Origin of the sequence: Gordonia phthalatica (assembly GCF_001305675.1) — a bacterium.
In the GTDB taxonomy this organism is placed as follows: Bacteria; Actinomycetota; Actinomycetes; order Mycobacteriales; family Mycobacteriaceae; genus Gordonia; species Gordonia phthalatica.
In genome coordinates, this window is the sequence record NZ_CP011853.1 from 1,011,581 (window position 1) to 1,038,155 (window position 26,575).

General features: G+C 65.0%; 19 protein-coding genes and 3 rRNA genes. 13 read left to right on the top strand and 9 right to left on the bottom strand.

Annotation, left to right across the window (positions count from 1 at the left end):
* Window positions 1–187: 187 nt before the first annotated feature.
* The 4 genes from ACH46_RS04715 to ACH46_RS04730 all read left to right on the top strand — a co-directional run bounded on the left by ACH46_RS04715 (window position 188) and on the right by ACH46_RS04730 (window position 6,594).
* Window positions 188–1,708, top strand: a 16S ribosomal RNA gene (locus ACH46_RS04715).
* Between the two features lie 509 nt (window positions 1,709–2,217).
* Window positions 2,218–5,353, top strand: a 23S ribosomal RNA gene (locus ACH46_RS04720).
* 144 nt (window positions 5,354–5,497) lie between these two features.
* Window positions 5,498–5,614, top strand: a 5S ribosomal RNA gene (gene rrf / locus ACH46_RS04725).
* Together the 16S, 23S and 5S rRNA genes form the textbook arrangement of a ribosomal RNA operon.
* A 278-nt stretch (window positions 5,615–5,892) precedes the next feature.
* The gene (locus ACH46_RS04730) at window positions 5,893–6,594 is read left to right on the top strand and encodes a TetR/AcrR family transcriptional regulator (RefSeq protein WP_062391908.1); all 702 of its coding nucleotides are present in this window, start codon (window positions 5,893–5,895) and stop codon (window positions 6,592–6,594) included.
* Here ACH46_RS04730 and ACH46_RS04735 read toward each other — a convergent pair.
* The gene (locus tag ACH46_RS04735) at window positions 6,569–7,957 is read right to left on the bottom strand and encodes an amino acid permease (protein WP_226995763.1); all 1,389 of its coding nucleotides are present in this window, start codon (window positions 7,955–7,957) and stop codon (window positions 6,569–6,571) included. The two genes, ACH46_RS04730 and ACH46_RS04735, sit on opposite strands and share 26 nt — an antisense overlap.
* Before the next feature lie 41 nt (window positions 7,958–7,998).
* On the opposite strand from ACH46_RS04735, the gene ACH46_RS04740 reads away from it, so the two are divergent.
* The 5 genes from ACH46_RS04740 to mfd all read left to right on the top strand — a co-directional run bounded on the left by ACH46_RS04740 (window position 7,999) and on the right by mfd (window position 14,899).
* Window positions 7,999–8,502, top strand: a complete 504-nt coding sequence (locus tag ACH46_RS04740) for a GNAT family N-acetyltransferase (protein WP_062391909.1) — start codon at window positions 7,999–8,001, stop codon at window positions 8,500–8,502.
* A gap of 383 nt (window positions 8,503–8,885) precedes the next feature.
* Window positions 8,886–9,461 carry a hypothetical protein gene (locus tag ACH46_RS04750; protein WP_062391911.1) on the top strand — a complete coding sequence of 192 codons (576 nt, stop codon included), beginning with the start codon at window positions 8,886–8,888 and terminating at the stop codon, window positions 9,459–9,461.
* Window positions 9,462–9,532: 71 nt separating this feature from the next.
* The gene (locus ACH46_RS04755; RefSeq protein ID WP_062391912.1) at window positions 9,533–10,072 is read left to right on the top strand and encodes a copper chaperone PCu(A)C; all 540 of its coding nucleotides are present in this window, start codon (window positions 9,533–9,535) and stop codon (window positions 10,070–10,072) included.
* Window positions 10,069–11,286: a Dyp-type peroxidase gene (locus ACH46_RS04760; RefSeq protein ID WP_062391913.1), complete on the top strand. Its 1,218-nt coding sequence runs from the start codon at window positions 10,069–10,071 to the stop codon at window positions 11,284–11,286. Before ACH46_RS04755 ends, ACH46_RS04760 begins: the two co-directional genes overlap by 4 nt.
* A 10-nt stretch (window positions 11,287–11,296) precedes the next feature.
* The gene (mfd, locus tag ACH46_RS04765; protein WP_062391914.1) at window positions 11,297–14,899 is read left to right on the top strand and encodes a transcription-repair coupling factor; all 3,603 of its coding nucleotides are present in this window, start codon (window positions 11,297–11,299) and stop codon (window positions 14,897–14,899) included.
* On the opposite strand, the gene ACH46_RS04770 is transcribed toward mfd, so the two are convergent.
* Window positions 14,896–15,453 (bottom strand): TIGR03086 family metal-binding protein, encoded by a 558-nt coding sequence (locus ACH46_RS04770; protein ID WP_062391915.1) that lies wholly within the window; start codon window positions 15,451–15,453, stop codon window positions 14,896–14,898. The two genes, mfd and ACH46_RS04770, sit on opposite strands and share 4 nt — an antisense overlap.
* 105 nt (window positions 15,454–15,558) lie before the next feature.
* On the opposite strand from ACH46_RS04770, the gene ACH46_RS04775 reads away from it, so the two are divergent.
* Together ACH46_RS04775 and ACH46_RS04780 are read left to right on the top strand one after the other, a co-directional pair.
* On the top strand, window positions 15,559–15,897 hold the full coding sequence (locus tag ACH46_RS04775; protein ID WP_062391916.1) for a hypothetical protein: 339 nt from the start codon (window positions 15,559–15,561) through the stop codon (window positions 15,895–15,897).
* 25 nt (window positions 15,898–15,922) lie between these two features.
* Complete coding sequence (locus ACH46_RS04780; RefSeq protein WP_157851006.1) at window positions 15,923–16,819, top strand: helix-turn-helix domain-containing protein; 897 nt, start codon at window positions 15,923–15,925, stop codon at window positions 16,817–16,819.
* Window positions 16,820–17,167: 348 nt separating this feature from the next.
* Here the strand turns inward: ACH46_RS04780 and ACH46_RS04785 are convergent, their stop codons facing one another.
* From ACH46_RS04785 to dapA, 3 genes are all read right to left on the bottom strand, one after another.
* Window positions 17,168–17,611, bottom strand: a complete 444-nt coding sequence (locus tag ACH46_RS04785) for an Hsp20/alpha crystallin family protein (protein ID WP_062391918.1) — start codon at window positions 17,609–17,611, stop codon at window positions 17,168–17,170.
* A 179-nt stretch (window positions 17,612–17,790) separates the two neighbouring features.
* Window positions 17,791–18,975, bottom strand: coding sequence for a Fic family protein (locus ACH46_RS04790; protein ID WP_062391919.1), 1,185 nt, complete (start codon window positions 18,973–18,975; stop codon window positions 17,791–17,793).
* 137 nt (window positions 18,976–19,112) lie between these two features.
* Window positions 19,113–20,042, bottom strand: a complete 930-nt coding sequence (dapA, locus tag ACH46_RS04795; protein ID WP_062391920.1) for a 4-hydroxy-tetrahydrodipicolinate synthase — start codon at window positions 20,040–20,042, stop codon at window positions 19,113–19,115.
* 72 nt (window positions 20,043–20,114) lie between these two features.
* On the opposite strand from dapA, the gene ACH46_RS04800 reads away from it, so the two are divergent.
* Window positions 20,115–21,014, top strand: coding sequence for a LysR family transcriptional regulator (locus tag ACH46_RS04800; protein ID WP_062391921.1), 900 nt, complete (start codon window positions 20,115–20,117; stop codon window positions 21,012–21,014).
* 4 nt (window positions 21,015–21,018) lie between these two features.
* Here the strand turns inward: ACH46_RS04800 and acs are convergent, their stop codons facing one another.
* Window positions 21,019–22,968: an acetate--CoA ligase gene (acs, locus tag ACH46_RS04805; protein WP_062391922.1), complete on the bottom strand. Its 1,950-nt coding sequence runs from the start codon at window positions 22,966–22,968 to the stop codon at window positions 21,019–21,021.
* Window positions 22,969–23,223: 255 nt separating this feature from the next.
* Here acs and ACH46_RS04810 point away from each other — a divergent pair, with 255 nt between their 5' ends.
* Window positions 23,224–24,453: a P-loop NTPase family protein gene (locus ACH46_RS04810; protein ID WP_062391923.1), complete on the top strand. Its 1,230-nt coding sequence runs from the start codon at window positions 23,224–23,226 to the stop codon at window positions 24,451–24,453.
* Between the two features lie 66 nt (window positions 24,454–24,519).
* Here ACH46_RS04810 and ACH46_RS04815 read toward each other — a convergent pair whose 3' ends face one another.
* The 3 genes from ACH46_RS04815 to cynR all read right to left on the bottom strand — a co-directional run bounded on the left by ACH46_RS04815 (window position 24,520) and on the right by cynR (window position 26,527).
* Entirely contained in the window at window positions 24,520–25,026 is a 507-nt protein-coding gene (locus ACH46_RS04815; RefSeq protein WP_062391924.1) for a DUF4822 domain-containing protein, read from the bottom strand.
* Between the two features lie 34 nt (window positions 25,027–25,060).
* Window positions 25,061–25,564 carry a nucleoside deaminase gene (locus ACH46_RS04820; protein ID WP_062391925.1) on the bottom strand — a complete coding sequence of 168 codons (504 nt, stop codon included), beginning with the start codon at window positions 25,562–25,564 and terminating at the stop codon, window positions 25,061–25,063.
* Between the two features lie 69 nt (window positions 25,565–25,633).
* Window positions 25,634–26,527: a transcriptional regulator CynR gene (gene cynR, locus ACH46_RS04825; protein ID WP_062391926.1), complete on the bottom strand. Its 894-nt coding sequence runs from the start codon at window positions 26,525–26,527 to the stop codon at window positions 25,634–25,636.
* Between the last annotated feature and the right edge of the window lie 48 nt (window positions 26,528–26,575).

Below are 26,575 nucleotides of genomic sequence, written 5' to 3' on the forward strand. Positions count from 1 at the left end.
CGGAATCCCAACGGAAACCAACGATTTGCAGAACTTCAAAATACGGTGCTAGGCTGGAAAACGTTCGCCTCGGAGACGGGAAGGACGCAATAACTACAGATGTCTGCTGGAGTTCGGCCGGGTTTGTTGTCTTTTGGTCAGGTTCTATTTTTCTGGCTTTGTGTTGAAACTTTTGTTTCTGCATTTTTTGTTGGAGAGTTTGATCCTGGCTCAGGACGAACGCTGGCGGCGTGCTTAACACATGCAAGTCGAACGGAAAGGCCCCTTCGGGGGTACTCGAGTGGCGAACGGGTGAGTAACACGTGGGTGATCTGCCCTGAACTCTGGGATAAGCCTGGGAAACTGGGTCTAATACCGGATATGACCTCGCATCGCATGGTGTGGGGTGGAAAGCTTTTGCGGTTTGGGATGGGCCCGCGGCCTATCAGCTTGTTGGTGGGGTAATGGCCTACCAAGGCGACGACGGGTAGCCGACCTGAGAGGGTGATCGGCCACACTGGGACTGAGACACGGCCCAGACTCCTACGGGAGGCAGCAGTGGGGAATATTGCACAATGGGCGCAAGCCTGATGCAGCGACGCCGCGTGAGGGATGACGGCCTTCGGGTTGTAAACCTCTTTCGCCAGGGACGAAGCGCAAGTGACGGTACCTGGAGAAGAAGCACCGGCCAACTACGTGCCAGCAGCCGCGGTAATACGTAGGGTGCGAGCGTTGTCCGGAATTACTGGGCGTAAAGAGCTCGTAGGCGGTTTGTCGCGTCGTCTGTGAAATTCTGCAACTCAATTGCAGGCGTGCAGGCGATACGGGCAGACTTGAGTACTACAGGGGAGACTGGAATTCCTGGTGTAGCGGTGAAATGCGCAGATATCAGGAGGAACACCGGTGGCGAAGGCGGGTCTCTGGGTAGTAACTGACGCTGAGGAGCGAAAGCGTGGGGAGCGAACAGGATTAGATACCCTGGTAGTCCACGCCGTAAACGGTGGGTACTAGGTGTGGGGCTCATTTCACGAGTTCCGTGCCGTAGCTAACGCATTAAGTACCCCGCCTGGGGAGTACGGCCGCAAGGCTAAAACTCAAAGGAATTGACGGGGGCCCGCACAAGCGGCGGAGCATGTGGATTAATTCGATGCAACGCGAAGAACCTTACCTGGGTTTGACATACACCAGACGCAGTCAGAGATGGCTGTTCCCTTGTGGTTGGTGTACAGGTGGTGCATGGCTGTCGTCAGCTCGTGTCGTGAGATGTTGGGTTAAGTCCCGCAACGAGCGCAACCCTTGTCCTGTATTGCCAGCGGGTTATGCCGGGGACTTGCAGGAGACTGCCGGGGTCAACTCGGAGGAAGGTGGGGATGACGTCAAGTCATCATGCCCCTTATGTCCAGGGCTTCACACATGCTACAATGGCGCGTACAGAGGGCTGCGAGACCGTAAGGTGGAGCGAATCCCTTAAAGCGCGTCTCAGTTCGGATTGGGGTCTGCAACTCGACCCCATGAAGTCGGAGTCGCTAGTAATCGCAGATCAGCAACGCTGCGGTGAATACGTTCCCGGGCCTTGTACACACCGCCCGTCACGTCATGAAAGTCGGTAACACCCGAAGCCGGTGGCCTAACCCCTTGTGGGAGGGAGCTGTCGAAGGTGGGATCGGCGATTGGGACGAAGTCGTAACAAGGTAGCCGTACCGGAAGGTGCGGCTGGATCACCTCCTTTCTAAGGAGCAAACAACACTCCAATGCTGATGCCGAATGCGCATCGGGTTGGTGTTTGTTCATGGGTGAAACACAAGAAACCATCATGATGCCGGCTCGGAGCCCTTTTGCTTCGGTCTGGTGGTGGTCTGGTCTCGGTGACGAGACTGGTGAACAATGCACACTATCGGGGTTCTGAGGGAACACACTGTTCTCGCCTCTTGTGGGGGTGAGACTTGTGGGTTGTCTCTGGCTGCTCACTGATTTCCGCTCGACGTGGTCGGGTGCAGGGGTTGGTGGGTGTGTGTTGTTTGAGAAGTGCATAGTGGATGCGAGCATCTAGCTCATGTCGGGACTTCGGTTTCGGTGTGGGTTGTGTGTTCTGCAATTTCGATTCTGGTTTGTGCGATTCGAGTCTTAGTGTTCGGGTTGTATGAATATTTTTTGTTGTATGAATGGTGTCCACATTCGTGCCCTGTGTGCCGGCTGCTGCTGTTGTGGTGGTTGGTGGGGGTGTGTTTGTGGGTGTTGTTGTAAGTGTTTTAGGGCGTTCGGTGGATGCCTTGGTACCAGGAGCCGATGAAGGACGTGGTAGGCCGCGATAGTCCTCGGGGAGTTGTCAAACGAGCTGTGATCCGAGGGTGTCCGAATGGGGAAACCCAGCACGAGTGATGTCGTGTTACCCACCTGTGAATGTATAGCGGGTGTGGAGGGAACGTGGGGAAGTGAAACATCTCAGTACCCACAGGAAGAGAAAACAAAATGTGATTCCGTGAGTAGTGGCGAGCGAAAGCGGATGAGGCTAAACCATGCGTATGTGATACTCGGTAGGGGTTGTGCGTGTGGGGTTGTGGGGTGATCGTTGGGTGTTCTACCGGACATCCGGTCAGTGATAAATCATTATGTTAGGTGAAGTGGCCTGGAATGGTCTGCCGTAGTGGGTGAGAGTCCCGTAACTGAAAGCATGGTGACTGGCTTCGATTTTTCCCAAGTAGCAGCGGGCTCGTGGAATCTGCTGTGAATCTGCCGGGACCACCCGGTAAGCCTAAATACTTTCTGGTGACCGATAGCGGACTAGTACCGTGAGGGAAAGGTGAAAAGTACCCCGGGAGGGGAGTGAAATAGTACCTGAAACCGGACGCTTACAATCCGTCAGAGCCTTGCACTTTTGGTGTTGGGGTGATGGCGTGCCTTTTGAAGAATGAGCCTGCGAGTTAGTGCTCAGTGGCGAGGTTAACCCGTGTGGGGTAGCCGTAGCGAAAGCGAGTCTGAATAGGGCGTTTGAGTCGCTGGGTCTAGACCCGAAGCGGAGTGATCTACCCATGGCCAGGGTGAAGCAGAGGTAAGACTTTGTGGAGGCCCGAACCCACTTCAGTTGAAAATGGAGGGGATGAGTTGTGGGTAGGGGTGAAAGGCCAATCAAACTCCGTGATAGCTGGTTCTCCCCGAAATGCATTTAGGTGCAGCGTTGCGTGTTTCTTACTGGAGGTAGAGCTACTGGATGGCCGATGGGCCCTACTAGGTTACTGACGTCAGCCAAACTCCGAATGCCGGTAAGTGAGAGCGTGGCAGTGAGACTGCGGGGGATAAGCTCCGTAGTCGAGAGGGAAACAGCCCAGATCGCCGGCTAAGGCCCCTAAGCGTGTACTAAGTGGAAAAGGATGTGGGGTTGCTGAGACAACCAGGAGGTTGGCTTAGAAGCAGCCACCCTTGAAAGAGTGCGTAATAGCTCACTGGTCAAGTGATCCTGCGCCGACAATTTAGCGGGGCTCAAGTACACCGCCGAAGCCGCGGCACTCACACATTTCATCGGCTCGTTCCTTTGGGAGCGTGTCTAGTGGTGTGGGTGGGTAGGGGAGCGTCCTGCATCCGTGGAAGCAGCGGAGTGATCCAGTTGTGGAGGGTGTGGGAGTGAGAATGCAGGCATGAGTAGCGAAAGACAAGTGAGAAACTTGTCCGCCGGATGACCAAGGGTTCCTGGGCCAGGTTAATCCGCCCAGGGTGAGTCGGGACCTAAGGCGAGGCCGACAGGCGTAGTCGATGGACAACGGGTTGATATTCCCGTACCCGTGTATCCGCGCCCAGTGATGAATCATCTGTACTAACCATCCAAAAGCCGTTGTTGATTTCTTCGGATTTCTTCCGATGGTGGCTGCGTGGGACCTTGGGTGTAGTAGTCAAGCGATGGGGTGACGCAGGAAGGTAGCTGGGCCAACTGATGGAATAGTTGGTGTAAGCCTGTAGGGCGTTGTGTAGGCAAATCCGCACAACATGTGCCTGAGAGGTGATGCGTAGCCGTTGAGGTGAATTCGGTGATCCTATGCTGTCGAGAAAAGCCTCTAGTGAGTTGGTACACGGCCCGTACCCCAAACCGACACAGGTGGTCAGGTAGAGAATACTAAGGCGATCGAGTGAACTGTGGTTAAGGAACTCGGCAAATTGCCCCCGTAACTTCGGGAGAAGGGGGACCACGATTGGTGAACACTTTTGCGGTGGGAGCTGGTGGTGGTCGCAGAGACCAGAGAGAAGCGACTGTTTACTAAAAACACAGGTCCGTGCGAAGTCGTAAGACGATGTATACGGACTGACGCCTGCCCGGTGCTGGAAGGTTAAGAGGACCGGTTAATCAACTTTGTTGGTGAAGCTGAGAATTTAAGCCCCAGTAAACGGCGGTGGTAACTATAACCATCCTAAGGTAGCGAAATTCCTTGTCGGGTAAGTTCCGACCTGCACGAATGGCGTAACGACTTCTCTGCTGTCTCAACCACAGGCTCGGCGAAATTGCAGTACGAGTAAAGATGCTCGTTACGCGCGGCAGGACGAAAAGACCCCGGGACCTTCACTATAGCTTGGTATTGGTGTTCGGTGCGGTTTGTGTAGGATAGGTGGGAGACTGTGAAGCCGGCACGCTAGTGTTGGTGGAGTCGTTGTTGAAATACCACTCTGATCGTATTGGGCTTCTAACCTCGGACCCTGATCGGGTTCAGGGACAGTGCCTGGTGGGTAGTTTAACTGGGGCGGTTGCCTCCTAAAGTGTAACGGAGGCGCCCAAAGGTTCCCTCAGCCTGGATGGCAATCAGGTGTTGAGTGTAAGTGCACAAGGGAGCTTGACTGTGAGACGTACATGTCGAGCAGGGACGAAAGTCGGGACTAGTGATCCGGCACCGGCAAGTGGAAGCGGTGTCGCTCAACGGATAAAAGGTACCCCGGGGATAACAGGCTGATCTTCCCCAAGAGTCCATATCGACGGGATGGTTTGGCACCTCGATGTCGGCTCGTCGCATCCTGGGGCTGGAGTAGGTCCCAAGGGTTGGGCTGTTCGCCCATTAAAGCGGCACGCGAGCTGGGTTTAGAACGTCGTGAGACAGTTCGGTCTCTATCCGCCGCGCGCGTCTAGAAACTTGAGGAATCCTGTCCCTAGTACGAGAGGACCGGGACGGACGAACCTCTGGTGTGCCAGTTGTTCCGCCAGGAGCACTGCTGGTTAGCTACGTTCGGAAGGGATAACCGCTGAAAGCATCTAAGCGGGAAGCCTGTTCCAAGATGAGGTTTCTCACCCACTTCGGTGGGGTAAGGCCCCCTACAGACTATGGGGTTGATAGGCCAGAACTGTAAGCACAGTAATGTGTTCAGGTGACTGGTACTAATTGGCCGAGGACTTACCAACAACACTCACCATTGTTTGTGCAGACGAAATGGTTTGTGAGTTGGAGTTGTAGACACGCAGACAAGATTTCGCGCATCCACTATGTACTTCTGAAACAACACACCAGCCCTCTGTTGTGGGGTTGGGTGGATAGTTTCATAGAGTTACGGCGGCTATAGCGGTGGGGAAACGCCCGGTCCCATTCCGAACCCGGAAGCTAAGCCCACCTGCGCCGATGGTACTGCACTGTAATGGGTGTGGGAGAGTAGGACACCGCCGAACACAATTTCAGGAAGCCCCTGACCAACACTGTTGGTCAGGGGCTTTCCTCATGTTCGGGCCCGGCCGGCGGCGGTCGCGATACACCCGTTGCTCACTCCGTTCGCAACGGGCACTCGACCACCCTGAAAGGCGACCCAGCCCGCGGCGGTCCCGATACGCGACGAGCCCTCGCAAGCTCGGGTCGGCGAACTCGACCACGCCTGGATGGCGCGGACTCCACCCCGCTCTTGAGAGGCAGTCGAACTCGAGCGTCCTCGGCGTCCCACTACCATGGACCCATGGCGATCAGCAGGCCGGCAGACGGGGCGGAACAGGTCCACAAGGCGCCCCGGGCGCGGATGACAGGAGCGCAGCGCAGGCTGCAGCTCATCGAGGTGGCGCGGGGGCTGTTCGCGGAGCGGGGATTCGAAGGCACGTCGATCGAGGAGATCGCACAGCGTGCCGGCGTCTCGAAGCCGATCGTCTACGAGCACTTCGGGGGAAAGGAAGGCCTCTACGCTGTCGTCGTCGACCGCGAGATGGAGACCCTCCTCGAAATGGTGACGTCGTCTCTGACGAAGAACCGTTCGCTGTATCGCATCCAGCAGGTGGCACTGGCGCTGCTGACCTACATGGAGGAGCGCACGGACGGTTTCCGGATCCTGGTCCGCGGAGAGTCGACCAGCGGTGATGACGACACCCGATACTCGAGTCTGCTGAACGACGCGATCAGCCAGGTGGAGCACATTCTCGCCAAAGACTTCGAGCGACGCGGCTTCGACCCCGCACTGGCACCGCTGTACGCGCAGGCACTGGTCGGGATGGTCTCCGTGACCGCTCAATGGTGGCTGGACGTCCGAGAGCCGGAGAAGGAAGTCGTCGCGGCACACCTGGTCAACCTGTGCTGGAACGGGCTGACCCGTCTCGACCCGAAACCGATGCTCGTCGATTCCGAGTACAAGGAAGCGACCGCGCCTACCGTGCACCCCGACCTGGAGTGACCTGCCGGCGGTCGACGTATGCGCCGATCGCCCAGAGCACGACCGCCACGGCTCCGGTCGATAAGACCTGATTGCGGACGGAGTCGGTGGTGAGCGCGAGAACGACGATCCCGCCGAGCGCGAGGAGCGTGAGGATGGTCAGGTAGGGGTATCCCCACATCTTCATCGGAAGCGCTGTACCGTCCCGATCGGAGCGACGGCGCAGGACCAGCTGTGCGGCGGCGATCGCGATCCACGTGACCAGCAACGTCGATCCGACTACGGACAGCAGACGTTCGAGGACTTCGTCGCCCCAGAAGTAGGTGGCGGGAACCATCAGGAATCCGACGACGATGCTCGCCAGAACGGCGGGTATCGGCACGCCGTTCTTCGCGGTTCGCGTGGCGATCCGAGGCGCCATGCGTCGGTCCGACAATGAGAAGAGCATGCGCGACGCACCGTAGAGATTGACGTTCAGCGACGACAGCAAGGCGATGACGATGATTGCGCCCATGATCGTGGCGACCGCGGGCAGTCCGGCCTGCTCGAGGACTCCCTCGAACGGTCCGCTCTCGATGCGGGGATCGCCCGCAGGCAGGACCAGCATGATCACGGCTACGGATCCGACGTAGAAGATGAGGATGCGCCACACGATGGTGCGGATCGCCTTGGTGACGCTGGGGCCGGGATCGGCGGTCTCGGCCGCGGCCACGGCGATGATTTCGATGCCGCCGAAAGCGAAGGCGATGACCATCAGGGCAGCGGCGATCCCGCCGACACCGTGGGGGAGGAACTCGCCGGGGTTGCTGAGTCCAGGGGAGGGCTCCGAGGTCCATCCGAAGAGATAGGCGGCGCCGATTACGAGGAACACGACGATGGCGACGATCTTGATCAGCGAGAACCAGAACTCCAATTCACCGAAGTTCGAGACGCCGCTGAGATTGAGGACGGTGAAAACGACCATGAACACGAGCGCCCACGCCCACGGGGGCATGACTCCCACGATCCCGTGGAGGGTCGATGCGGCGGCCAGTGCCTCGGCAGCCACGACGATCGTCATCTGAATCCACCAGATCCACCCCATCATGAATCCGGCACCCGGGCCGAGGGCGCTCCCCACGTAATGGGAGAAGGCACCGGGGTTGGGGTCGGCGGCGGCGAGTTCTCCGAGCATCCGCATCACCGACACGATGATCAACCCGATCACCGCGTACGCGACCAGCGCGGCCGGGCCGGCGAGCGCGATGCCTTGACCGGAGCCGACGAACAGGCCGGCACCGATCGCGGAGCCCAAGCTCATCATCACCAGATGGCGGGGCTTGAGCCCACCCTTCAGACGGTGTTCGTCAACGACCTCGATCGGATCGGATCCAGAGTTACCCACCAATCGAGCGTAATGGGTGTGACGTGCGGCAAAATCACCCCATGCCGTCCATCCGCCCCGCCACCGTCGACGATCTCCCCGCCGTCGCCGACATCTACCGCTATTACGTCGAGAACTCGGTCGCGACGTTCGACCTCGAGCCGCTCTCCGTCGCACAGTGGGAGGCGAAACTCGGGCGGATCCGGGATGCCGGCCGACCGTTCATCGTCATGGAGGACGACGATTCAGGTGCGGTCCTCGGCTACGCGTACCTCGGTGTCTACCGTGGCAAGGCCGGGTGGGCGCACACGGCGGAGGACAGCATCTATCTGCGGCCGGAGTCGGCGGGTCGCGGCCTCGGTAGGGTACTTCTCCAAGGCCTGCTCGACGCGACCGACCGCAGCGTGACACACAACGTGATGGCGGTGATCTCCGACGAGGTGGCTGCGTCGGTGGCGCTGCACCGGAAGGTCGGGTTCGTCGAAGTGGGGCGGACCGCCGATGTCGGGAGGAAGTTCGACCGCTGGCTCGGAGCGGTCTACATGCAGTACGCGTTCACGGACTGACTCCCGGTGCGAAAAGTACGATGGTCACCACGTACGAGAGCCGGAGCCCTGCCTCGACGGCATCGTCGTAGCTGATCGTCAGATGGGTGCCTCCGGTGTCGCCCGATGTGCGGACGTGCTCAGTGGGGTTGCGCGTCGGTCTCGGGGGCGCCCGCGTCGTGTTCCGCGAGTCGTCGGCACCGGCGTGCTCGAGCAGTCGGGGCCGGCTGGAGGTTCGGCTTGTGATCACTGTCGGTGACGACAAATTCGTCCCCGTGACGCGGACTGTCGGGCAATACGTCCGGCAAGCGGCATCACGGGGACGAAGATTGCGCCAGCGCAGTCGATCGGGCCCGGAATCCGCGAATCGCTCCCGTACGACAGTCGGTAGTACCCTGGGAGTCGTGCTGATCCGCCCGACGCGTGCCGGTGCGCAGGTCCCCGCGACCGCGCACGGTCTGTTGGCAACGGTGGCCTCCGTGATCCTCGGCATCAGCGCACACTCGCTGGGTGGCGGGCACCTTCCGACCGCCCTGCAACTCGCGACCGTCACCGCCCTCGCGACGTGCGTCGGCCTGGTCCGGGCTGCGCAGCTGCGGGCCGTCGAACGGTCGCGCGCACGGGGCCGCATCAGGATCTCGGCGACCGGCACCCTGACGGCACTGGCCGTCGGCCAAGCGGGAGCGCACACCGTGCTCACCCTGCTCGACGGCACCATGCACGGCGGGGAGATGCTGCCCGGGCCGACGATGCTGCTCTGGCACCTGCTCGCGATCCCGGCCGCCGCCGCTGTCCTGTTCGCCGTCGAACGACTGCATCGCGCGTGCGGCCTGCGCGTCGCCCGCCTGTGGCGGCTGCTGTCCGCACCCGTTTGCACCGACGACGTGCCGTCGGCACCGGTCGACGACACTCTCACGTTCCTCCGACCGTCCCCGATGGTCGCCGCAGCGGGCCTCCGCGGCCCGCCGTCGCAGGTCTGACCCCGCCTTTTCCAGCCCGACCGCCGCACCCGGCGTCGGGAATCAGACCTTGCACGAAAGACGATGCACCCATGGCGATCCGCCGTCTCCTCACCCGTTCCCTCAACCGTTCCGCCGCACTCACCGCGGCCGTCATCCTCCTGCTGATCGCGCTCGTCGCCTGCGGAGGCGAGACCTCCGACAGTCGCGACGCCGACGCGATCACGGTCTCCGACCAGTGGGTCAAGGCCGCAGACTCCGGCATGACGGCCGCGTTCGCGACCCTCCACAACTCCTCCGACCGCGACATCCGGATCGTGTCCGCCCACACCGCGGCCGCCCGCACCACCGAGATGCACGAGGTGGTCGACAACGGTACCGGCGGCACCACCATGCGCCAGAAAGACGGCGGCTTCGTGATCCCCGCCAAGGGCTCCGTGAACCTGACCCCGGGCTCCGAACACTTCATGCTGATGGAACTGCCCAAGCCCATCACCACCGGCCAGAACGTCGCGTTCACCATCCGCTTCGAAGACGGCTCCACCGTCGGATTCCAGGCGCTCGCCCGCGACTTCGACGGCAACCAGGAGAACTACGCGCCCGACGGAGAGCACGAGGGGATGGGCAAGTGACACCGCCGCTCGTCTCCCGGCGGGCGGTGCTCGTCGGCGGAGCCGGGCTGGCGGGCCTCGGCATCGGGGCCGCGACGGTGGGCTTGACGCGCGAGCCCGACGTCGCACCCGGCTCCGGCACCCTGCCGTTCTACGGCGCACGACAGTCCGGGATCACCACGCCTCCGACCGCGCACGCCCAGTACATCGGCCTCGACCTCGTCGACCCCGCCGACGTCCCGACCCTTCAAGGCGTTCTCAACCTGTGGACGCAGGACGCGGCGCGCCTCACCCAGGCGCAGCCCAGCCTCTCCGACACCGAACCGGAACTCGCGACCCTGGCCGGCAACCTGACCGCGACGGTCGGCGTCGGCGATCGCATCTTCCGGGCACCGGCGCTCACGAGGCTGCGGCCGTCGTGGTTGCAACCGCTGCCGTCGTTCTCCATCGACCGGCTGGATCCGAGATGGGGCCAGACCGACCTGCTGCTCAGCCTGGCGTCCGACGATCCTGTCGTCCTCGCGCACGCCACCCGCATGCTGACGGCGTCGGTTCGCCGCAGCGTTCGCGTCCGCTGGGTGCAGCGCGGCTTCCGCAACAGTCCCGGCATGACGACGGGCACCATGCGGAACCTGTTCGGGCAGGTCGACGGCACCGTCCAACCCGCGTCCGACACCTACGACAACCTGCTGTGGGACGACGGTGCCGAACAGTCGTGGATGGCCGACGGCACCAGCCTGGTGCTGCGGCGCATTTCGATGAACATGGACACGTGGGAGGCGATTGACCGCCGCGGACGGGAACTGTCGATGGGGCGGACCCTCGACACCGGCGCGCCGCTGACCGGGACCGACGAGTTCGACGACCCCGTCTTCAGCGCGACGCGCGGCGGCATCCCGGTGATCCCGGCGTCGTCGCACATCGCGCGGGCGCACCGCCGCCACGACCGCGAGCAGTTCCTGCGGCGCGCCTACAACTACGACGACCCGCCCGAGCCCGGCTCGGCGGACACGTCGAACAGTGGGCTCCTGTTCGCCGCCTACCAGCGGAATCCGGTGACGCAGTACGTACCGGTGCAGCAGCGGCTGGCCGACCACGACGACCTCAACACGTGGACCACGCCGATCGGTTCGGCGGTCTACGCGATGCTGCCGGGCGCCACCGAATCACGACCGCTGGGGGCGTCGCTGTTCGACGCCGCCGGTCGTGGCAGCGGAGGTGCGCCGCAGAAGTAGACTCTGAACAGTGTCGAACCCTTCTGCGCCACGACCATCACTGTCCGGGCTGACCTCGTTCGCTCTCGGCGACGCCGCCTTCGGCCTCGTTCGGGATCGAGCGGGGCGGTCCGAACTCGACATCACGGCTCCCGATGCCGCACGACCACTGGTGGTCGCGCAGCTCGCGGCCGTCTCCGACGCGCCCGTGCTGGTGGTCAGCGCCAACGGTCGCGAGGCCGACGACCTGACCGCCGAGCTCGCCGAGTTCCTGGAACCCGGCCCCAACGGCACGCCGGTCGTGGCGCAGTTCCCGTCGTGGGAGACGCTCCCGCACGAGCGGCTCTCGCCCAGCGCCGACACCGTCGGCGCGCGTCTGGCGGTGCTCAGCCGTCTCGCCGATCCGACGGTCGCGCCGCTGCGCGTCGTCGTCGCAACCGTGCGGTCGGTGGTGCAGCCGATGGCGCCCGGCCTCGGCGCGATGCGCGCGGTGACGCTGCAGGAGGGCATCGAAGCCGACTTCGACCACCTCATCGAGCAGCTCGTCGAGATGGCGTACGAGCGCGTTGACATGGTCGGCACCCGCGGCGAGTTCGCGGTACGCGGCGGCATCCTCGACATCTTCCCGACCACCGCCGACTACCCGGTGCGCGTGGAGTTCTGGGGCGACGAGATCACCGACATCCGCGCGTTCTCCGTCGCCGACCAGCGCACGCAGTCGGAGATCGACACCTCTGTCATCCAGATCCACCCGTGCCGCGAACTGGTGCTGACCGCGCAGGTCCGCGACCGCGCCGAACAGCTCGCCGAGACCACCACCGACGAGACGTTGCGCGAGATGCTCGCGAAGCTGGCCGCAGGCATCCCCGTCGAAGGGATGGAGGCGCTGATCCCGGCACTGGTCGACGGTCGGATGCAGATGCTCACCGAGGTGATGCCCGAGGGCACCCGCGTGCTGGTGCTGGATCCGGAGAAGGTCCGCACCCGCGCCGCCGACCTGGCCCGCACTGGCGAGGAGTTCCTGGAGGCGTCGTGGAACGTCGCCGCGCTCGGCGGCGCCGCGCCGGTCGCGGCAGGGGAGCCGTCGATCGATCTGTCCGCGAGCGCTTACCGTGCCGTCGACGAGGTGCAGCGGGAGACGCTCGCCGCGGGCAAGGCGTGGTGGACCATGAGCCCGCTCTCGAGCGGCGTCGGAGACGAGCTGGAGCTGGACCTGCAGCCCGGGCCCGCCCCGCACGGCGACCCGGCCGAGCTCGCCGAACTGATGCGGTCCCTGCACGCACAGGTGGCATCCGGTGGTCGGGCCGCGCTGATCGCCGCCGGCCGCGGCACCGCCACCCGCTTCGTCGACCGTCTCGGCGAGGCGGAGGTCCCGGCCCGCCTGATGGAACCCGGCGAGGACGTGCCCGAAGGGCTGGTCGGCGTCTACCACGGCACCCTGCGACGCGGTCTCGTCCTGCCGTCCGCGGGGCTGGTCCTCGCCACCGAAGCCGACGTCACCGGCGCCCGTGTCGTCGGCGCCAAGGACGGACGACGACTGCCCGCCAAGCGTCGCAACCAGGTGGACCCGCTCGCGCTGGTCGCGGGCGACATGGTGGTCCACGACCAGCACGGCATCGGCAAGTTCGTCGAGATGATCGAGCGGACCATCTCCGGTGCCCGCCGCGAATACCTGGTCATCGAGTACGCCCCCGGCAAGCGCGGCCAGCCGGGCGACCGGCTGTACGTCCCGATGGACGCCCTCGACCAGCTGTCGAGGTACGTCGGCGGCGAGTCGCCGAGCCTGTCGAAGCTGGGCGGCTCCGACTGGGCCAACACGAAGAAGAAGGCGCGCAAGGCGGTCCGCGAGATCGCCGGCGAGCTGGTGCAGCTGTACGCCGCCCGTCACGCCGCGCCCGGTTTCGCGTTCAGCACCGACACCCCGTGGCAGCGCGAGATGGAGGACGCCTTCGACTACACCGAGACCGTCGACCAGATGACGGTGATCGGCGAGGTGAAGGCCGACATGGAGAAGCCGATCCCGATGGACCGCGTCGTCGTCGGCGACGTCGGCTACGGCAAGACCGAGATCGCCGTCCGCGCCGCGTTCAAGGCCGTGCAGGACGGCAAGCAGGTCGCAGTTCTGGTCCCGACCACCATCCTCGCCGGTCAGCACCTGCAGACCTTCAGCGAACGCATGGAGGGCTTCCCGGTCACCGTGCGCGGGCTGTCGCGCTTCACCGATCCGGCCGAGTCGAAGGAGACCATCGCGCAGATGGCGACCGGCGAGGTGGACATCGTCATCGGCACCCACCGCCTCCTGCAGACCGGCATCCGCTGGAAGGACCTCGGTCTGGTGATCGTCGACGAGGAGCAGCGCTTCGGCGTCGAGCACAAGGAGCACATCAAGGCGCTCCGCACGCACGTCGACGTCCTCACCATGTCGGCGACGCCGATCCCGCGCACCCTGGAGATGTCGATGGCCGGCATCCGCGAGATGTCGACCATCCTCACCCCGCCCGAGGAACGCCATCCCGTCCTAACCTACGTCGGCAAGTACAAGGAGAAGCAGGTCGCGGCCGCCATCCGTCGCGAGCTGCTGCGCGACGGCCAGGTGTTCTACGTCCACAACCGGGTGTCGAGCATCGACAAGACCGCCAAGCAGATCGCGGACATGGTGCCGGAGGCGCGCGTCGTCGTCGCCCACGGGCAGATGGGGGAGGAGCAGCTCGAACGCACAGTGCAGGGGTTCTGGGATCGCGAGTACGACGTCCTCGTCTGCACCACGATCATCGAGACCGGCCTGGACATCTCCAACGCCAACACGCTGATCGTCGACCGGGCCGAGAACTTCGGGCTGTCGCAGCTGCACCAGCTCCGCGGTCGCGTGGGGCGCAGCCGTGAGCGCGGCTACGCGTACCTGCTGTACAGCCCGGACAAGCCGCTGACCGAGACCGCCTACGACCGCCTCGCGACCATCGCGCAGAACAACGAGCTCGGCGCGGGCATGGCGGTCGCGCTGAAGGACCTGGAGCTGCGTGGAGCGGGCAACGTGCTCGGCGCTGAGCAGTCCGGTCACGTCGCCGGTGTGGGCTTCGACCTGTACGTCCGCCTGGTCGGCGAGGCCGTCGAGGCCTACCGCGCCGCGGCCGACGGCAAGCCGATCACCACCGAGGAGAACGCCGAGGTTCGCATCGATCTGCCCGTCGACGCGCACATCCCGGTCGAGTACGTCGAGGCCGACCGCCTGCGTCTGGAGGCCTACCGCAAGCTCGCGTCCGCGACCAGTGACGACGACGTCGACGAGGTGATGAGCGAGCTCGTGGACCGCTACGGCGAACCGCCTGTGCAGACGCAGCGCCTCGCGGCGATCGCCCGGCTGCGGCTGCGGTGCCGCGAACGCGGGGTCACCGAGATCGGGGTGGCGGGGCAGTCGGTCAAGATCGCGCCGCTGCTCCTGCTCGACAGTCAGCAGGTCCGCGTCGCGCGCATGTACTCGTCGGCGAGCTACCGTGCTGCGACGCACATGGTCACGCTCCCGATTCCGCGGACCGGCGGCGTCGGCTCGGCCCGCCTCCGCGACACCGAGTTGATCGACTACCTGGTGACGTTCCTGCAGACGATCGTGCCGCTGGAGGTGGCCACCGCTTCCTAGACCTGGCGTCCCGAGAGTCCCGCTAATCGATTCATCGCGGGCGCGTCGGCCGGGACGTCGACCGCCGGGCCGAACACCTTGCCTTTGCCCTGGAAGTCGGGCGTCAGCATGTTCGGAGCGAACACCAGCGACGCCTCGAGTCCCTCCTCGTCGGGCGACCACGGCAGCCCTGCCGCCTGCGCCAGGTCCCAGCCGTGGACCTGGTACTCCCACAGGATCATCGACGCGGCCATGTCGCCGGGCATGCCTGCGCCACCGATGTTCAACGGGTGCGCCAGCGCGGCCGGGAGGAGTTCCGACAACCGGGCGGCGTTGCGGCGCACCTGCTCGGCGCCGCTGCCCTCCACTGTGACGGCCTCGGGGTCCGAGCAGGTGTGATCGTCGGCGGCGTAGCCGTCTGTGAACGCGGTGAGCCATCCGACGACGTGGCCGCGGAGCGTCTGGAAGTCGTACTCCGAGCACGGGGTGGGTGCGGTCGGCGGGGTGGCTGCGGCGTCGTCGAGCAGGTCGGCGAGCTGGTCGAGGACGCGGAGAAGAGCTGTTGAAGTTTCCATGCCTCGACGGTACGGGCATGAGGCTGCGGCGGGATTGAAGATTCGCGACAGGTGGGGGTGGCCGTCGGCCAGGGTTCCGTCACACGGTGACGGTACGATGCGCATATGTCTGAGTCCTACTCTGATTTCCAGCATCAGCCCGCGCAAGCGTGGTCTCAGGCTGAGCCGCGTCCCACGGAGCCGCTGCCCGCGGCGTCCCCGTATCCGACGGCCCCGAACTTCTATCCGCCGCAGCCCGCCTACAAGGCGCCGCAGTACCAGCCCCAGCCGCAGTACCCGCCGTACTACGGACCTGCGCCGATGATCGTTCAGCAGACGACGGTCGTGTCGCCGCAGACGGTGGTCGTGCAGCGCCGTGTCCCGCACGTGCTGCATTTCTTCCTGACTCTCTTCACCGGTGGATTGTGGTTGCCGGTCTGGATCATCGACATCCTCCGACGCTGACGGCGCCGCCACTACGATCGGAAGCGTGACCGAGGAACCCCGAGCGCAGCCGCACTTGGACGTGTCCACGTACACGAGGGGCATCCTCGCACCGGGCAGAATGCTCACCGTCGTCGACTTAGACCGCTACCCGACACCTCCGGAGCTCGACGGACTGATCGACTGGTTCTGGTCGGTGCGCTGGGACCTTCCGACGGGCGAGCGGTATCGACAGCCACTCATCGCGACGCCCGCAGTGAACGTCAGCGTCGGCGCATCGCCACCGCCCGGCGACGACCCTCCGCTCGGCCCGTACCCGGTGGCCGCGGTCCTCGACGGCGTCACCACCGACGTCACCGTCCGGACCCTGTCCGGGAGCGGATGGAACTTCGCAGCCAAGACGACCACCGGCGGCTTCGGCGCGTGGGTCGACGACGTCGCCGCTCTCAACGACGCCTGCCTGCCGATATCGCAGGTCCTCGCCCTGGATGAGGGCTCGCTCGCCGTCCGCGTCGCCGATCTCCCGTTCGGCGCCGATCGCGCCGAACCGATCGTTCGGGAACTCCTGCGACTCCTCGAACTGAGGCCCGCAGCGCGGGTCGAGCGGGCCCGCGAGGTCGCCGCCATCGCCGCCGCGGTCGAGCACGACCGCACCATCCGCACCGTCGACCAGCTCGCTCGGCTCGCCGGCATCACCGCACGGACCCTGCAACGGATGTTCACCGCGTGCGCCGGCGTCTCACCGACCTGGGTGATCCGCCGATTCCGGCTGATCGAGGCCGCCGAGCACGTGCGCGACGGCGTCGCTCCGGACTGGGCGGCGCTGGCCGTCGACCTCGGCTACGCGGATCAGTCGCACCTGACCCGGGACTTCACCGCGACCATCGGGATGTCGCCGGGAGCGTATGCGGCCGGAAATCGAGATCAGCACCCGACCGGGTGACTCCGCATCGCGCTCGAGAGACGTGGAACGCCCGGCGACGACCAAGGGGGAAGTCATCGCCGGGCGTTACCTGGGACGGAATGAATTCGGTTCTGTACTCGATAGACACCTCCCTTCATGGTGAACGGGTGAGGGGCTCTTCCGCGGCGGCGCGAGAGGACGCGACTCGACTAACCGAGCTCGATACCGACTCCCCGGCGCTCATCGTGTCGCCAAGTGACCGGGAACTCCTCTAGTCCGTCGTCGCGGTCGACGTCGATCTGCTGTTCAGACCAGTCGATCGGGTCGGCTTCCATCGCTGTGAGCATGACGAACCTCCTGCACGAACGCGTCAGTCGGGTGGTCGGGTCACTCCGCGGCGGCGGTGATCGCCTGCGGTTCGCTCGCGTGCTCGACGGCGATCTTCCGCGGCTTGGCCTTCTCGGCGATCGGGATGGAGACGGTGAGGACGCCGTTGTTGTACTGCGCGCTGATCGCGGCGGTGTCGATGCCTTCGCCGAGAGTGACCTGGCGGCGATAGGTTCCTGCGAACCGTTCGCTGGCCAACCACTTCACACTGTCGTCGGACGTGAGGGAGCGTTGCGCGGAGAGAGTCAGGACGCCGTTGTCGACGCTGACATCGATGGAACCGGGGTCCACGCCGGGAAGATCTGCGGTCAGCAGGTAGTGGTCCTCGACTTTGTACAGGTCCATCGGCATGAAACGCGGAGTCCGCAGCGTTCCGCTCTGCTGGCCGGTGAGCAGGCCGCGAGCGAGGGCATCAACTTCACTGAAAGGGTCGAATCCAAGCACAGCAATACACCTCCAATCTGACGGCATCGGCCCTGGTGACCGATGTTCTCTATCACTGTGCGACACCGAATTTAGCACTCTCGGGTGCAGAGTGCCAAGGGGTTTCGGGCGATTTTTTGAGGGCGTCGACGAGGCTCTCCCGCATCACTTCTGAAGCGCACATGAAGGGCGCGGACGCGTTAGTGCAGCGCCCGGCGCCCGGCGCGATCGGCGAATGCGTCGAGAGCCTCGAGAACTGCATCGGATCGCCAACATCGGTTCCGTCGCATCCCGCTGAACTCGGTGACGATCCCGGCCGCTTCGAGGTCGGCGAGCGCCCGGCGAGATGCCGTGGCGCTGATGCCGAGTTCGCGTTGTGCGAATGACGCATCGATCACGGGCTGGCGAGCCAGGGCTTGGAGGATCTTGTCGGCGGCCGAACCTCGCCTGACGGGATGCGCCTCTGCCCAGCCTTCTCGGATCGAGCGCAGTTCCAGGACGAGTCGTCGACCGTTGGCGACGGCGTCGAACGTCGCGTCAGCAAACGATCGGCAGATGGGCCGCAGGTCGCCTGCCCGATACGCGGTGAGGGCGTTGAAGTAGTCGTCAGGCGCAGTGAGGAGACCTGCGGAGATCGGGACGGTGATGTTCTGTGTCAGGCCTTTGCCGCGGAGAAGCGCATGGATGAGTGCTCGTCCGGTTCGTCCGTTACCGTCCGGGAACGGGTGGATGGTCTCGAACTGTGCATGGGCGACGGCTGCCTGGAGGAGGACCGGGATGTCGTCGCGGGCGATGAAGTCGATCAAGTCGGTGATGGCGGGCAGAACACGATGGTGCTGAGGCGGGACGAACTCGGCGGAATGAGGAGTCCGACCGCCGATCCAGACGGCGCCGTCACGCCATCGTCCACCGGGAATCCGGGGGTTGTCGTCGCCCAGAAGCGCGAGGTGCATCTCGAGGATGGTCTCGGTGTCGAGACGATCGGACAACCGGACGGCTGCTTGCATCGCTCGGGTGTTTCCGACGATCTCGGTGGCATTTCGCCGACTTCGATCACCGAGCTCGGCGAGGGCGATCGCCTTGGCGGACGCAGTCACCTGCTCGATCTCGGAGGATGACGCGGACTCCGTCCGAAGGAGAGCTGCGCTGAAGGGGGCGATCTCGCCTCCCATCTCGGCGTCGAAGCGAACGATCTCGGTGGAGGCCTCATCGAGAAGAGCGGCGAGGGCGATGGGGACGTCGGGTTGTTCGGCGCTGATCGCGGGGGTGACGGCAGACTGGTAGCTTCCGAAGCCGCGATCGCGACGGCTCCCGAAGTCGGACGGAGTCCACTGAGCGGCCTCATAGGTCACGACTGGCCAGTCGGTCCCTTGTTCTGCTCGCATGGGGCGATCTTACGCCCACTTATCGAATAACCGGTTGCATGGCCGATGGTAACGACCACTTACGGATCGGCCATTGCGAACTTTGTAGTCCTACTGGGCCTCACGCCCAGTAGGACTACAAAGTTCGTGCAGGAGGCCTAGACCGCCAGCAGTCGGTCGCGCACCGGCTGGCCGTCGTTGATGAGCGCCTCCCGGACTACAGCGACGTCGGCGTCGGCCAGTTCGAGCATCGGGGAGCGGACGGCGGCGTGGCCGATGACGCCGATCTCGCGGAGGGCGGCCTTCGCGGTCACGGCACCGGGTGCGGTCTTCATCAAGGCGAGGGTCAGCGGGCGGACCTCGTCGTTGATCGCGCGCGCGGCCGCGAGGTCGCCGACGTCGATCGCCTCCATCAGCGCCAGATTGCGGTCGGCGGACACGGCGCCCACCACGCTGACCACGCCGGACGCGCCGGCGGCGAGGTACGGCAGGTTCAGTTCGTCGATGCCGCAGTAGTAGGAGATGCCGGTCGCGGCCATCACCGACATGGCCTCGAACAGATCGCCCTTCGCGTCCTTCACCGCGGCGATCCGCGGGTGCCGCGCCAGCTCGACGATCGTCTCGTAGGCCAGCGGTAGACCTGTGCGACCGGGGATGTCGTAGACCATGACCGGCAGTTCGGTGGCGTCGGCGATCGCGACGATGTGCGCGATGACGCCGGCCTGCGTCGGCTTGGAGTAGTACGGCGTCACCACCAGCAGGGCGTCAGCGCCTGCGGCGGCGATGACCTGAGCGGTGTGAACGCTCTTGGCGGTGTGGTTGGTGCCGACGCCGACGGTCAGCTTGGTGTCGGGGCCTGCGCCTTCGCGCACCAGCTGCAGGAGGCGGACCAGCTCGTCGACGTCGAGGGTCGGCGCCTCGCCGGTGGTGCCCGCGACGATGATGCCGTCGCAGCCCAGCGCGACCAGATGCTTGGCGACCTCGACGATGCCGAGCTCGTCGAGCGAGCCGTCCGGATTCATGGGGGTCGGCATGGCGACGGTGTTGCGGCCGAAGGCTGCGCGCGCGGAAGATGCGGTCGGTGTCATGCGTCCATCGTCGCTGGACCAACCATTCACCACAAGCGAGCGGATATGGTGGGTAATCGTTAGGAGTACTTCATGATTGATGTCGGTGCGCTGAAGTCTCTGCGCGCGATCGCTGATCTCGGAACCATGGCCCGTGCCGCCGAAGAGCTCGGCTTCACGCCGTCGGCGGTCTCGCAGCAGATCAAACGACTGGAATCGCAGGTCGGAGTGCGTCTCGTCGCTCCGGCCGGCCGCCGCGTGGTCCTGACCCCCGCGGGTCAGGCGCTCGTTGCGACGGCGCCCGCCGTCCTCAACGCCCTCGAGGAGTCCGTCGCTGCAGCGCGATCGGTGGACGCCGGAGCACCGCGCGGTGTGGTGAGAATCGCAGCGTTCTCGACCGGCGTGCGCGGGATCGTCGCTCCCGCGCTGAAGCGGGTGCGCCGGGAGTTCCCGGACGTCCGCGTGGAGGTCGTGGAGCTGGATCCGGTCCCGGCCGTTTATGCGGTGGAGTCCGGGAACGCCGATCTGGCGATGGTGCACGACGCCGACGGTGTCACCGTCGCCGTGCCGCACGGCCTGCAGCGCGCGCACCTGCACACCGATGTCGGCGACCTGGCACTCCCGGTCGGTCACGCGCTCGCGGAAATCGGCCGACCGATCCGACGGTCCGATCTCCGCGACTGCCACTGGGTCACCAGTCCCACCGGCACCGTGTGCCACCGCTGGTTCGAGCGGCTCTTCGCGGGCGCCGACCAGCAGCCCGACGTCGTGCACTCCGTCGACGACTTCGGCACCCAGATGGCGTTGGTCGCCGCCGATCGGGTGGTCGCGCTGATCCCGCGGCTGGCGCGGCCGCGGGTGCCGGACGGGGTGGTGGTGCGGGAGCTGCACTACGCCCCGCGCCGGGAGGTGCACACCGTGTGGCGGTCGAGCGGCGAGGCCGACCCGGCGCTGCGGGCCGTGCTCTCGGCGCTCGATTCGCGCGTCGGCTGAGCACCTACGCTCCCGACACCTCCTGCTGGATCCGGGCGACGACCGACGAGTCGGCGAGGGTCGTCGAGTCGCCGGGCTCGCGGTTCTCGGCGATGTCGCGCAGCAGGCGGCGCATGATCTTGCCGGAGCGGGTCTTCGGCAGTTCGTCGACCAGCATGATCGACCGCGGACTGGCGATGGCGCCGATCTCGGTGCGCACATGCTTGCGGAGTTCGTCGACGATGTCCTGGCCGCCGCCCTTCGCGCTCTCGCGGAGGATGACGAACGCCTCGATCGACTGCCCGGTGGTCTCGTTGGCGGCGCCGACGACGGCGGCCTCGGCCACGGCGTCGTGCGAGACCAGCGCTGACTCGATCTCCGTCGTCGACAGGCGATGGCCGGACACGTTCATGACGTCATCGACGCGGCCGATCACCCAGATGTCGCCGTCCTGATCGCGTTTGGCGCCGTCGCCGGCGAAGTACACGCCCGGGTACTTGTCCCAGTAGGTGTGCTGGAAGCGCTCGTCGTCGCCCCACAGGGTGCGGAGCATGCCGGGCCACGGCTCCTTGATGACGAGGTAGCCGCCCTCACCGTTGCCGACCGGCTCGCCCTGATCGTTGTAGACGTCGGCGACGATGCCCGGCAGGGCGCGCATCGCGGCACCCGGCTTGGTCGCGGTGACGCCGGGCAGCGGGCTGATGAGGATCTGGCCGTTCTCGGTCTGCCACCAGGTGTCGACGACCGGCGTCGTGTCGCCGCCGATGTGCGCGCGGTACCAGATCCACGCCTCCGGGTTGATCGGCTCGCCGACCGAGCCGAGGAGGCGCAGCGACGAGAGGTCGTACTTCGCGGGGATCTGTCTGCCCCACTTCATGAACGTGCGGATCGCGGTCGGTGCGCAGTACAGGATGGTCGCCTTGTACTTCTCGATGATCTCCCACCAGCGCCCCTGGTGCGGGGTGTCGGGGGTGCCCTCGTACATGATCGACGTCGTCGCGTTGGCGAGCGGCCCGTACACGATGTACGAGTGGCCGGTCACCCAGCCGATGTCGGCGGCGGTCCAGTAGACGTCGCTCTCCGGCTTGATGTCGAAGACCGCCCAGTGCGTGTACGACGTGCCGACCAGGTAGCCGCCCGTCGTGTGGAGGATGCCCTTCGGCTTGCCCGTGGTTCCCGACGAGTACATGACGTACAGCGGGTGCTCGGCGTCGAAGGCTTCGGGGGTGTGCTGCTCGGATTGCCGGTCGACGACGTCCGACCACCAGACGTCGCGGCCCTCGGTCCAGTCGACGTCCTGCCCGGTGCGCTTCACCACGAGGACGGTCCGCACGTCGGGGCACGACTCCATGGCCTCGTCGACCACGGCCTTCAGGGGCGACGGCTTGCCACGGCGGTACCCGCCGTCTGCGGTGATGACCACCTCGACGCCGCAGTCCTGCACGCGGTCGGCGATGGCGCGTGCGGAGAAACCGCCGAAGATCACCGTGTGCGGGGCGCCGATGCGGGCGCACGCGAGCATCGCGAAGACGGTTTCCGGGATCATCGGCATGTAGATGGCGACGCGGTCGCCGGTCTTGACGCCCAACTCCAGCAGCGCGTTGGCGGCGCGGCTGACCTCGTCCTGTAGGTCTTTGTAGGTGATGGTGCGGGTGTCGCCGCCCTCGCCCTCGAAGTAGTAGGCGACGCGGTCGCCGAGCCCGTTCTCGACGTGTCGGTCGACGCAGTTGTAGGCGGCGTTCAGCTTGCCGCCGACGAACCACTTGGAGTGCGGGGCGTCCGACCAGTCGAGGACCTCGGTGTAGGGCTCGGCCCACGTGATGCGTTGGGCGGCGTCGTCCCAGAAGCCGAGGCGGTCGGCGGCGGCGCGGTCGTAGGCCTCGGCGGTCACGTTGGCGTTCGCGGTGAACTCGGCGGGTGGCGCGAACGTGCGCGTCTCTTCACTGAGCGCCTGTATCGTCTGGTCCTGAGTCATGGGAGCCTCCTCTGGGGTCGATGCCCGTCGAGGCTGGAGAACACGATCCCTCAGCGACACGGCGGGTTGTGTGCTGCATCTCGACGCGGCGATTCGCGTCGTCGCGCGGGACGTATGACTCGAACATATCCATGCCGGAGGGGCGGTGGTTCGACATTGGGGATACTGCGTGGCGCGTGGTCGGTGGCGGTCTGAGAACATCGCGATATTGGTAATGTTATCAACTAACTATGAATGCTTGATAACATTAGCAACATGCGAAGTGTTGTCAACAATCCCTTCGTCCCGGGATCTGATGTCGTTCCGCCGGTGTGGGCCGGGCGTGCAGCACAGGCCGACGACTGGGAAGGGAAGGTGCGTGCCAGGCGCGTGGCCGGCCTCTACGAGCGCGGTCGCGTGATCCTCGGTGAGCCCGGGCTCGGCAAATCTTCGCTCGTTCGCAGGTTGTCTGATCACGCGGCGAGTCGAGGCGACTGGGTGACGCCGCAACTTCGGATCCCGGTCGGTGCCGACCCGATGAAGTCAGTTGCGACTGCTGTTCTGAAGTTGGCAGATCAAGCCGGCATCAGTGCGGGCCGTGACCGGCAGATCAAGGAACTCCTGGAGCGTGTGCGGTCGATCGAGATCGCCGGGATGGCGCTTTCGATTGACCGCCGTGACGGTCCAGAGCCGTACGCGGCCCTCACTGATCTGTTGATCAAGGTCGGGCTGGCGGCCGCAGAACGTCGAGTCGCGGTTTTCGTTCACGTCGACGAGGTGCAGAACATCACCGATGTCAAGGCGCTCTCACAACTGCTCGTATGCCTGGGGGATGTCCTCGGTTACGAACATGACGTCGTCGCGCCGGGCGGCTACTCCATTGCGACTTTCCTGCCGGTGATCGTGTATCTCACGGGACTGCCGGAATTCGCAGACAGTGCGGGTGCGCGTATGGGGGCGACCTTCGCTCGTCGATTCGCGTGGGAGACCCTGGAACCGATCGACGATGCTGACATCCTGCAAGCGCTGAATGAGTTCGTCAGCGACGGGTGGGAGGTGAGTGACGGTGAAGGCGGCATTGGACGGGTCGGTATGACGCCGGCCGCTGCGGAAGCGATCGTCGACAGGTGTTGTGGCGAGCCGTTCTTGTTCCAGCTCGCGGGCGAGCGGGCATGGGATGCGGGGTCGAGCGCGGTTGTGACTGTGGAGGACGTGGTCGACGGCTGGCGCAGTGCGGAGACGGAAGCGGAACACCACGTCGAACGGATTCTGGATCGATTGCCCGACCGTGAGCGTGAGTTCTTGGAAGCGATGAGTCAGATGGGGCCGGAGAAGCGCACGCCCACCGCGATAGCAGTGCGACTCGGCCTGGAGACCGCGGCGCAGGTCGGCACAACGGCAAAACGCCTCGACTCGACTCGTGGCATCATCCGTCGTGGAAAGCCGTACAGCTTCCGTCATCGCGCGGTCGAGGCCTACCTCACGACGGACTGGCCGCACGTTTAACGTCGACGGAAACACCGCGAGCCGCGAAGCGGAAATGCTTCGCGGCTCGCAGTCTGTGTGGACGACCTACTTGGTCGGCGCCCTGTGGTCGGTGGGGGTGTGGACGATGTCGATCCACACCTTCTTGTTGTTCTCCTCCGGGAACGTGCGGTAGGTGAACGTGGCGTCGGTCAGCTCGACGATCTGCGAGTCGCGCTCGAACTTCACTTTGCCCTTATCGTCCTTCGCGACGATGTGGCGGTTCTTGCCGTCCTGCGAGACGGTCCAGTCGCCCTGCATCTTCGGCTTGTCCTGCAGCGTGTACATGGTGAAGGTGCCGTCGGCGTTGAAGTAGGCGAAGCCCACGTAGGTCTCGACATTCTTGTCGGTCAGCGGCACGTTCTTGCCGGTCTGGTCGACGGCGCCGGTGGTCTCCCACGGATGCGCGGACAGGATCTGCGACGGGGCCTGCGCCTCGGCGGCGGCCGACGTGCTGGTCGACGCGGTCGAGGAGTCGTCGCTGCTGCAGGCGGCGAGCGGGACGGCGATGAGGGCGGTCGCGGCGGCGATGCCTGCGATCTTGGCGAGCTTCATGGACGGCCTTTCGGGAGGGGCTCGAGGGAGGGTGTCAGCGGGAGGTCGGGGCGCCGGCGACGCGCTTGTCGCCGCCGTTGCGCTCTTGCCAGCGTCGGTACACGTCGACGGCGTCGAGTCGGGATTCGTGTCGGATGGGGAGGCGGCGCTCGTTCCAGGGCTTCGCGAACTCGTCGTAGAAGTTGTCGAAGTCGAAGTACTTGCGGTCGTCGACGTAGTGCGCAGAGTAGTCCTCGCGGGTGGTCAGGAAGACCACTTCGTCGGGAGAGCAGTAATAGAGCGAACCCAGGCACATCGGGCACGGCAGCGCCAGGATGTAGATGGTGGCTCCGGTGAGGTGTTCGGTGCCGAGCTTGGTGCACGCCTCGCGGATGGCGAGGATCTCGGCATGCGCGGTCGGATCGTTGGTCTGCGCGACGCGGTTCGGGCTCTCGGCGAGGATCTCACCGTCTTTCACGATGACGGTCGCGAACGGACGACCGCCCTCCTCCACGTTCTTGAGGGCGAGGTCGATGGTGTGCTGCGCGAAGTCTGTCATGCGATCCAGCGTGCGCCCCGATCGCGATAGCGTCCAATATCGAGTTCGGATGATTTCGATAGATGAAATCTATCGTGCGGTGAGCTCGTCGACGACGCTCCGGAGGGCCGTGGTGAACGCTCGGGCTGCGCTGGACCGATAGCCGCCGTCGCGGACCAGGAGTTCCACCTCGCGATCGGGGAGCGGCGGACTCAACGGCAGGCAGGTGAGGTCGTCGTGGGCGTCGGTCGCGAGATCGGGGAGCACGGTGGCGAGATCGGAGCCGCGGGTCACGTCGAGCAGGGCGCTGATGGAGTTCACCTCGATGGCCACGACCGGCGTGGCACCGTGCTCGACGAAGTGGGCGTCGATGTGGGTGCGAGTGGCGAAGTCACTGCTCAGGAGGGTGAGCGGCTCGTCCTTCAATGCGGCGACCGGGGTGGGCGACGCCGCGCCGGTCAGGCGGTGACCTGGTCCCGCCACCAGGCTCAGCGTCTCGGTGTACAGCGACGCGGCGCGGATGCCGGGCAGATGCGGGTGCTCGAAGGCGATGCCGACGTCGATCCGGTCGGCCATCAGGTCGGCCTCGATCCGATCCTGCGTCGTCTCGTGCAGTGCGAGGGTGATGTTCGGGTAGTCCCGACGGAACCGGCTGATCAGCGGTCCCACCAGGTAGGCGGAGAACGTCGGGGTCATCGCCACCCGCACATGGCCGCGGGAGAGGTCGAGGACGTCGTGCACGGCACGACTGCCCGCGTCGAGGTCCCGCAACGCCAACCGCGCGTGGTGCGCGTAGGCGGCGCCGGCGTCAGTCAGCGTCACGGTGCGGCCCGAACGGTCCAGGAGCTCCACACCCAGGTGACGCTCGAACTGCTTGATCTGCTGCGACAGCGTCGGCTGCGAGATGTGCAGCGACTCCGCGGCGCGCGTGAAGTTCCCGTGGTCGGCGACGGCCAACAGATATCGGATGTGGCGGAGCTCCATGCAGGAACCATAGTTGATATCTATCGTCTCCATGGCGCATGCGTCTTG

Bases quoted from the DNA above. Each gene is read 5' to 3' on its own strand.
- ACH46_RS04730 (WP_062391908.1), top strand. From the start codon at position 5,893: ATGGCGATCAGCAGGCCGGCAGACGGGGCGGAACAGGTCCACAAGGCG.
- ACH46_RS04740 (WP_062391909.1), top strand. From the start codon at position 7,999: ATGCCGTCCATCCGCCCCGCCACCGTCGACGATCTCCCCGCCGTCGCC.
- ACH46_RS04755 (WP_062391912.1), top strand. From the start codon at position 9,533: ATGGCGATCCGCCGTCTCCTCACCCGTTCCCTCAACCGTTCCGCCGCA.
- ACH46_RS04770 (WP_062391915.1), bottom strand. From the start codon at position 15,453: ATGGAAACTTCAACAGCTCTTCTCCGCGTCCTCGACCAGCTCGCCGAC.
- ACH46_RS04775 (WP_062391916.1), top strand. From the start codon at position 15,559: ATGTCTGAGTCCTACTCTGATTTCCAGCATCAGCCCGCGCAAGCGTGG.
- ACH46_RS04790 (WP_062391919.1), bottom strand. From the start codon at position 18,975: ATGCGAGCAGAACAAGGGACCGACTGGCCAGTCGTGACCTATGAGGCC.
- dapA (WP_062391920.1), bottom strand. From the start codon at position 20,042: ATGACACCGACCGCATCTTCCGCGCGCGCAGCCTTCGGCCGCAACACC.
- ACH46_RS04800 (WP_062391921.1), top strand. From the start codon at position 20,115: ATGATTGATGTCGGTGCGCTGAAGTCTCTGCGCGCGATCGCTGATCTC.
- acs (WP_062391922.1), bottom strand. From the start codon at position 22,968: ATGACTCAGGACCAGACGATACAGGCGCTCAGTGAAGAGACGCGCACG.
- ACH46_RS04810 (WP_062391923.1), top strand. From the start codon at position 23,224: ATGCGAAGTGTTGTCAACAATCCCTTCGTCCCGGGATCTGATGTCGTT.
- ACH46_RS04815 (WP_062391924.1), bottom strand. From the start codon at position 25,026: ATGAAGCTCGCCAAGATCGCAGGCATCGCCGCCGCGACCGCCCTCATC.
- ACH46_RS04820 (WP_062391925.1), bottom strand. From the start codon at position 25,564: ATGACAGACTTCGCGCAGCACACCATCGACCTCGCCCTCAAGAACGTG.
- cynR (WP_062391926.1), bottom strand. From the start codon at position 26,527: ATGGAGCTCCGCCACATCCGATATCTGTTGGCCGTCGCCGACCACGGG.